Below are 6,437 nucleotides of genomic sequence, written 5' to 3'. Positions count from 1 at the left end.
GAGTATATATAGAAGATTTAATTAAGACAATGCATATGTCTAAACGGAATATTAGATATAATTTAGAACATTTATATCATTTAAAGTGGATTATTAAAATTCGAGATGATGCTGATCAGCGACGTTTATTAATTTTACCAACTGACTTATATCATAAAAAGCTAGACATTTTATTTATAGAAGTTGAAGAAGTAATTAACTTAAAATATTTCAGTACAAATATGAAACATCTTAATTCTTTGAAACTATCTTATGTCATTATTATTTATAGTGCTTTAAATCAAGTGAAGCAAATTGCACAACAATTTAATTTAACATTAGATGAGTTATTTGTCTTAGGAAAATTAATATACTATCACGATACCATTTCATTAAAGTCAGTATGTGGTTTCTCTCATCATTGTTTAATAGGAATTCCTAATACCATTAATCGTTTGTCTCAAAAAGGTTATATCACTAAATGTAGGAATAATAACGATGAACGTTTAGTTAATATTAAAATAGTAGAATCACGAGCAAATGAAACAGAAACTTTATTTATTCAATGTTACAATAAACTTCAAATGGAAATGATAATTAATGATTTAACATGAAGCAAGAAGGAGTTTTTTTATGATATTGGATAATGTAAATCCTGAAGATTTATTCCCAACTGAAAAAAAGGGGCCTTCAGTGTTAGGTATGATTGAATATAAAGTACAAGGACAAACTGAGTTTGAAGGTGCCTATATAGCTACATCTGAACGCTTAATTATGAATGTAGATATGAATGGGCGATTTTATTATAGAAATATTCCTTATAATGAAGTGGAAAGTATTCAATACGATGGTGAAAATATTATTTTCACATTTAATGTTGGTAAAGTACCTATGACACAAATTCAAACAAAAGATATTCAATCTTTTGTAGATTATGTTGAGGAAAAAATCAACTAAATAAAATGGAATGATAATAGCTAGGATGGTTCTTAAATTTTATGAAAGAACTATCCTAGTCTTTTTATAATTCGAATTATATGTCTTAATTGATTAAGTATAATTTAATTGAGCGAATTAGAATTTAATATATAATATCATTTTAAGTTCATAAAAATATTGAAATATTATACTTAAATGTTATAAAATAAATTTTATAGCATAAGAAATGTTTAGTTTAGTAGTAATAGTATACATGAACCTTGTAGCAACGAGATGTACATCAGAGGAGTGGTTTAGAATATGGGACAAATTAAAGACATCAACGATTTAGTTAACGCAACATTTCAAGTGAAAAAATTTTTTAAGGATACTAAAAAGAAATATAACTTAAATTATGAAGAAATTTATATTTTGAATTATATTGTTAAAAGTAAGACCAATGAAATAACTTCAAAAGAAATTGCGACTTATTCAGAGTTTAAACCTTATTACTTAACTAAAGCATTACAAAAATTAAAAGATTTACAGTTATTATCAAAAAAACGTAGCATACAAGATGAAAGAACAGTTATTGTTTATGTAACAGATGAACAACGCGAAAAGATTAATAAGTTAATTGCTGAACTAGAGAAATACATTAAATAATACGTTGGCATTAATATAATAATTATGTGTGTAGACTAAGATATGGGGGACATATCTTAGTCTTTTTATTTTGCATAGTTTTTGTCATCTTGCCAGTTAACTTTAATTTGTTAAAGTCGAGTGTTAAACTAAGATTAAACGATACTTTATACAATGAATAGGTGAGGTAAGATGAAAGATTCATTTTTAATAAATTCTGAAATTCAAAAAAAGTGGATTAAAAAGTTTGAAACCATTGAAGATACTTTTAAAGAAAGAGCGGCATATAATGATATCCATTCAAGTTTCCCTTTTAAAAATATTGAATGGTTAGTAAATGAAGGATACAGTTTGCTTACTTTACCAGTTGAATATGGTGGCGAAGGGGCCACAATTGAAGATATGGTCGTATTACAAAGTTATTTAGGTTCGCTTGATGGTGCTACAGCGCTCTCTATAGGATGGCATTTAAGCGTAGTAGGACAGTTATATGAACAACATATGTGGGATGAAGCGATGTTAAAACAGTTTGCTGGTGACATCAGAAATGGTGCTTTAGTAAACAGAGCGGTAAGCGAAGCAGATACTGGTAGTCCAACACGTGGTGGACGTCCCGCAACACATGCCACTAAAACTGAGAATGGCTATAAATTAAATGGTGTTAAGACGTTTACTTCGATGAGTAAAGCACTTACACATTATATAGTGGCTGCTTATGTAGATGACATCGAAGAAGTTGGCTTTTTCCTAGTTCCGCGTGAAATGAAAGGTGTAGAAATCGCTGATAATTGGAATATGGTAGGCATGCGAGCAACTGAAAGTCATGATTTAGTACTTAATGATGTGTATGTTCCTTTCGAGAATTTTGTTGAAGGAAAACGAAAACCACAACCTAACGGGTGGATTTTACACATTCCAAGTACGTATTTAGGAATAGCACAAGCGGCTAGAGATTACGCAATTGACTTTGCTAAGCAGCATTCACCTAATAGTATCAAAGGTACTATTGCAGAACTACCGACCGTACAACAAAATGTCGGTAAAATGGAATCTTTATTACTTTCAGCAAGACACTTTTTATGGAGCACTGCTAAGGGCTATCAAACTATTGATCAAAATCCTAACGTATGGAATGAAACGTCAGCAAGTAAAATTTTAGTAATGAATCAAGGCTTAGAGGTTATTGATTTAGCGATGAGAATCGTAGGTGCTAAAAGTTTAGAAATGGACAGACCGTTACAACGTTACTATCGTGACATGCGTGCTGGCTTGCATAACCCACCTATGGAAGATGCAGCCTATACGAATATAGCGAAATCGGTACTCGATTTATTTTAAATTTCATAAATAATAACTTTAATAATTAGCTTAAATCAATAAATATTGATTTGGCTAATTATTTTTTATTTAAATATTGAAAAATTTATTGTAAATTTGCAGACCCTCTTGTATAATTTTAATGAAATTGATAATCGTTTTCACTAGGAGGAAATATGAAAAAGTTAATTTTTCCATTAATCGCTTTAATGATCGTTTTAGCTGCATGTGGGAATGGCGGTTCAAATGATTCAAGTAAATCAGGTTCAAAAGAAGAAACAAAATCATATAAGTTAGATAGTGGTAAAACAATTAAAATTCCTAAAGATCCGAAACGCATTGCAGTCGTTGCTCCAACGTTTGCAGGTGGTTTACATAAATTAGGCGCTAATATCGTTGCTGTAAGCAATCAAGTAGATCAAAGTCCGATTTTAAAAGATAAATTTAAAGATGTAACTAAAATTGGTGACCAAGACGTAGAAAAAGTTGCTAAACAAAAACCGGATTTAATTATCGTTTACTCAACTGATAAAAACATTAAAAAATACGAAAAAATCGCACCAACAATTGTTGTAGATTATGGTAAACATAAATACTTAGAACAACAAGAAATGTTAGGTAAAATTGTTGGTAAAGAAGATGAAGTTAAAAAATGGGAAGATAAATGGAAAGAACAAACTGACAAAGATGGCAAAGAAATCAAAGATGCCATTGGTAAAGATTCAACTGTTTCAATCTTCGATGAATTTGACAAAAAATTATACACTTACGGCGACAACTGGGGCCGTGGTGGCGAAGTAATGTATCAAGCCTTTGGTCTAAAAATGCCTAAAGGTCAACAAGAATTAGTTAAAAAAGAAGGTTGGGCTGAAGTAAGCCAAGAAAAAATTGAAGATGTAGCAGGAGACTACATCGTTTCAACAGGCGAAGGTAAATCAAAACCAAGTTACGAAAATACAAATATTTGGAAAAACTTACCAGCAGTTCAAAAAGGTCATGTAGTTGAAGTGAAAGCAGAAACTTATTGGTATAACGATCCTTATACTCTTGACTTCATGAGAAAAGATTTAAAAGACAAATTAATCAAAGCAAGTAAATAAAAATTATTTAATAGCGACTATCAATTTAAGTTATTTAGTTATGAAGAAAGCTATGGTTACGTATAATGTAATCATGGCTTTTTATTTTTCAAATTAAAGGAGATGTAATAATGACTAAGGTATATTTCAATCATGACGGAGGCGTAGATGATTTAATTTCTCTCTTTTTACTCTTACAAATGGAGAACGTTGAACTTATTGGTGTGAGTACCATTGGTGCAGATTGTTACTTAGAGCCATCGCTTAGTGCGTCTTGTAAGATTATTAACCGCTTCTCTAACGCTTCGTTAAAAGTTGCGCCATCATATGAGCGTGGGGCTAATCCTTTTCCAAAAGAATGGCGAATGCATGCTTTCTTCATGGATGCCTTACCTATATTAAATGAACAGACTGCGAACACTCAATCTACTATGAGCCACTTAGAAGCGTATCAAGATATTATTGAAACGTTAACGCACTCTGAAGAGAAGGTAACCTTACTGTTCACTGGTCCACTTACAGATTTAGCTAAAGCATTAAAGACCAATCCAGACATTACAAACAATATTGCTAAACTTGTTTGGATGGGCGGGACTTTTCTTGAAAAAGGAAATGTAGAAGAACCTGAACATGATGGCACAGCCGAATGGAATGCGTTTTGGGATCCAGAAGCGGTAAAAACTGTATTCGACAGCGACATTGAAATAGACATGGTTGCCTTAGAAAGTACCAATCAAGTACCATTGACACCTGTTATACGACAAATGTGGGCAAGCGAACGTTCATATATAGGCGTTGATTTCTTAGGAGTTAGTTACGCAGCAGTACCACCACTCACACATTTCGTGACCAATTCAACTTATTTTTTATGGGATGTATTAACAACAGCTTACGTAGGTAAAGCGGATTTAGTTCACTCAATAAAAGTTAACGTGGATGTAGAAAGTCGAGGTCCAAGTCAAGGACGCACATATCTTACAGAACAAGGGCGCCCAATCCATGTAGTTACAGAAGTAAAACATGATGAATTCTTTAAATATATTACTGATTTAGCGAAAAAAATAGAAATGTAAATCAAATGTAAACTTTTTATACAAATAAGTTTACATTAGTGGTATAATCATCTTCGTAAAAGGAGGATGTATGATGAGTACAAAGAATTTAGTATATACAGCATTAATGACAGCAATTATATGTGTATTAGGATTAGTTCCTGGTATTCCGCTTCCATTTATGCCTGTACCTATTGTTTTACAAAATATTGGGATATTTTTAGCAGGGATTATTTTAGGTAGAAAATATGGTGCCTTAAGTGTCATTGTATTTTTATTACTAGCAGCTGCCGGTTTACCAGTTTTATCTGGAGGTCGTGGTGGTATTGGCATATTTGCAGGACCATCAGCAGGTTTCTTATTCTTATATCCTGTAGTAGCATATTTAATTGGCTTAGTAAGAGATCGCTATATTCACAAAATTAATTTTATCGTGTTGTTCATTCCAACACTTGTATGTGGCATTTTACTTTTAGATATTGTAGGCACAATTATTATGGGCTTCATTATTGGTATGCCAGTAGGTAAAGCGATTGTATTTTCATTAACATTTATGCCGGGGGATTTAATTAAAGCTATCATAGCTTGTTTAATCGGTACTACAATGTTAAACCACTCTCGTTTTAAAAATTTGATACAATAAACGTATTAAATTTTTAAATACATAGGGGATGAACGATATGAGTGCAATATGTATGGAAAACATTGCTCAAGCAGGTCAACGTTATTTAGAAGATGAACAAAAAATCATCTATTTAACACCTTCTGAACCATTGAAATATGATACGAATAAGTGGATTTATAAAACACTTCCTACTTTAGAACAATGGCATCAAGATATGGCACAACAGTTTAAATTACATAAGCAACAATCTTCTAACCACTTAGCATTTACTTTTCCGGAGAATGAATCGCTCAATCAAACATGGCTTTCTGAAATTAAAAATGAAGGCTTTCAATTAGGCGTATTAGAACTATATATAATAGAAGGAACAGAGTTAGCTCGATTTAAACGACGACCTGATATTACAATATGCCGAGTAGATGATAATAATATAGAAGATTATTTAGCTATCTATCATTCATTTGCTTTACCTTACGGAGAAGACTTCGCAAATGAGAGTGTTAACAGTACAAGAGAAACCATAATAAATAAGGAAGATGCGGTTTCAAGATGTGTAGCATATTTAGAGGGAAAAGCAGTAGGGACTGTAGATGTTATCGAAACAGATGAAACGGTAGAAATTGATAGTTTTGGTGTATTAGAAGGTTACCAACATCAAGGTATTGGTACAACAATACAGTCTTATATTGGCAAAATAGCAGGGGAACGTCCTGTTATACTTGTAGCAGATGGAGAAGATACTGCGAAAGATATGTATATCAAACAAGGCTACACCTATCAAAGTTTCATTTATCATATCGTTAAAGAAAATGTAGAATAGAA

8 protein-coding genes are annotated in these 6,437 nt (G+C 31.9%); all 8 read left to right on the top strand.

Annotation, left to right across the window (positions count from 1 at the left end):
* A partial coding sequence (locus CD127_RS00955) for a transcriptional regulator, SarA/Rot family (protein WP_206168807.1) occupies window positions 1–593 on the top strand: 593 nt, incomplete at its 5' end.
* Between the two features lie 19 nt (window positions 594–612).
* Complete coding sequence (locus tag CD127_RS00950; protein ID WP_103365414.1) at window positions 613–936, top strand: PH domain-containing protein; 324 nt, start codon at window positions 613–615, stop codon at window positions 934–936.
* A 282-nt stretch (window positions 937–1,218) separates the two neighbouring features.
* Window positions 1,219–1,563: a transcriptional regulator, SarA/Rot family gene (locus tag CD127_RS00945; protein ID WP_103298870.1), complete on the top strand. Its 345-nt coding sequence runs from the start codon at window positions 1,219–1,221 to the stop codon at window positions 1,561–1,563.
* 171 nt (window positions 1,564–1,734) lie between these two features.
* Window positions 1,735–2,880, top strand: a complete 1,146-nt coding sequence (locus CD127_RS00940; RefSeq protein ID WP_103365413.1) for an acyl-CoA dehydrogenase family protein — start codon at window positions 1,735–1,737, stop codon at window positions 2,878–2,880.
* Window positions 2,881–3,035: 155 nt separating this feature from the next.
* Window positions 3,036–3,959 carry an ABC transporter substrate-binding protein gene (locus CD127_RS00935; protein ID WP_103365412.1) on the top strand — a complete coding sequence of 308 codons (924 nt, stop codon included), beginning with the start codon at window positions 3,036–3,038 and terminating at the stop codon, window positions 3,957–3,959.
* Window positions 3,960–4,066: 107 nt separating this feature from the next.
* Window positions 4,067–5,011 (top strand): nucleoside hydrolase, encoded by a 945-nt coding sequence (locus tag CD127_RS00930; RefSeq protein WP_174694751.1) that lies wholly within the window; start codon window positions 4,067–4,069, stop codon window positions 5,009–5,011.
* Between the two features lie 73 nt (window positions 5,012–5,084).
* The gene (locus CD127_RS00925; RefSeq protein WP_103365410.1) at window positions 5,085–5,633 is read left to right on the top strand and encodes a biotin transporter BioY; all 549 of its coding nucleotides are present in this window, start codon (window positions 5,085–5,087) and stop codon (window positions 5,631–5,633) included.
* 37 nt (window positions 5,634–5,670) lie between these two features.
* On the top strand, window positions 5,671–6,435 hold the full coding sequence (locus CD127_RS00920; protein WP_103365409.1) for a GNAT family N-acetyltransferase: 765 nt from the start codon (window positions 5,671–5,673) through the stop codon (window positions 6,433–6,435).
* Window positions 6,436–6,437: the final 2 nt, after the last annotated feature.

This window comes from Staphylococcus petrasii (genome assembly GCF_002902565.1).
Classification (GTDB): Bacteria; Bacillota; Bacilli; order Staphylococcales; family Staphylococcaceae; genus Staphylococcus; species Staphylococcus petrasii.
This window is presented reverse-complemented; position numbering and strand designations above follow the sequence as displayed.

What these genes read in the sequence shown, in the direction of transcription:
- CD127_RS00950 (WP_103365414.1), top strand. Translation starts at nt 613, where the DNA reads ATGATATTGGATAATGTAAATCCTGAAGATTTATTCCCAACTGAAAAA.
- CD127_RS00945 (WP_103298870.1), top strand. Translation starts at nt 1,219, where the DNA reads ATGGGACAAATTAAAGACATCAACGATTTAGTTAACGCAACATTTCAA.
- CD127_RS00940 (WP_103365413.1), top strand. Translation starts at nt 1,735, where the DNA reads ATGAAAGATTCATTTTTAATAAATTCTGAAATTCAAAAAAAGTGGATT.
- CD127_RS00935 (WP_103365412.1), top strand. Translation starts at nt 3,036, where the DNA reads ATGAAAAAGTTAATTTTTCCATTAATCGCTTTAATGATCGTTTTAGCT.
- CD127_RS00925 (WP_103365410.1), top strand. Translation starts at nt 5,085, where the DNA reads ATGAGTACAAAGAATTTAGTATATACAGCATTAATGACAGCAATTATA.
- CD127_RS00920 (WP_103365409.1), top strand. Translation starts at nt 5,671, where the DNA reads ATGAGTGCAATATGTATGGAAAACATTGCTCAAGCAGGTCAACGTTAT.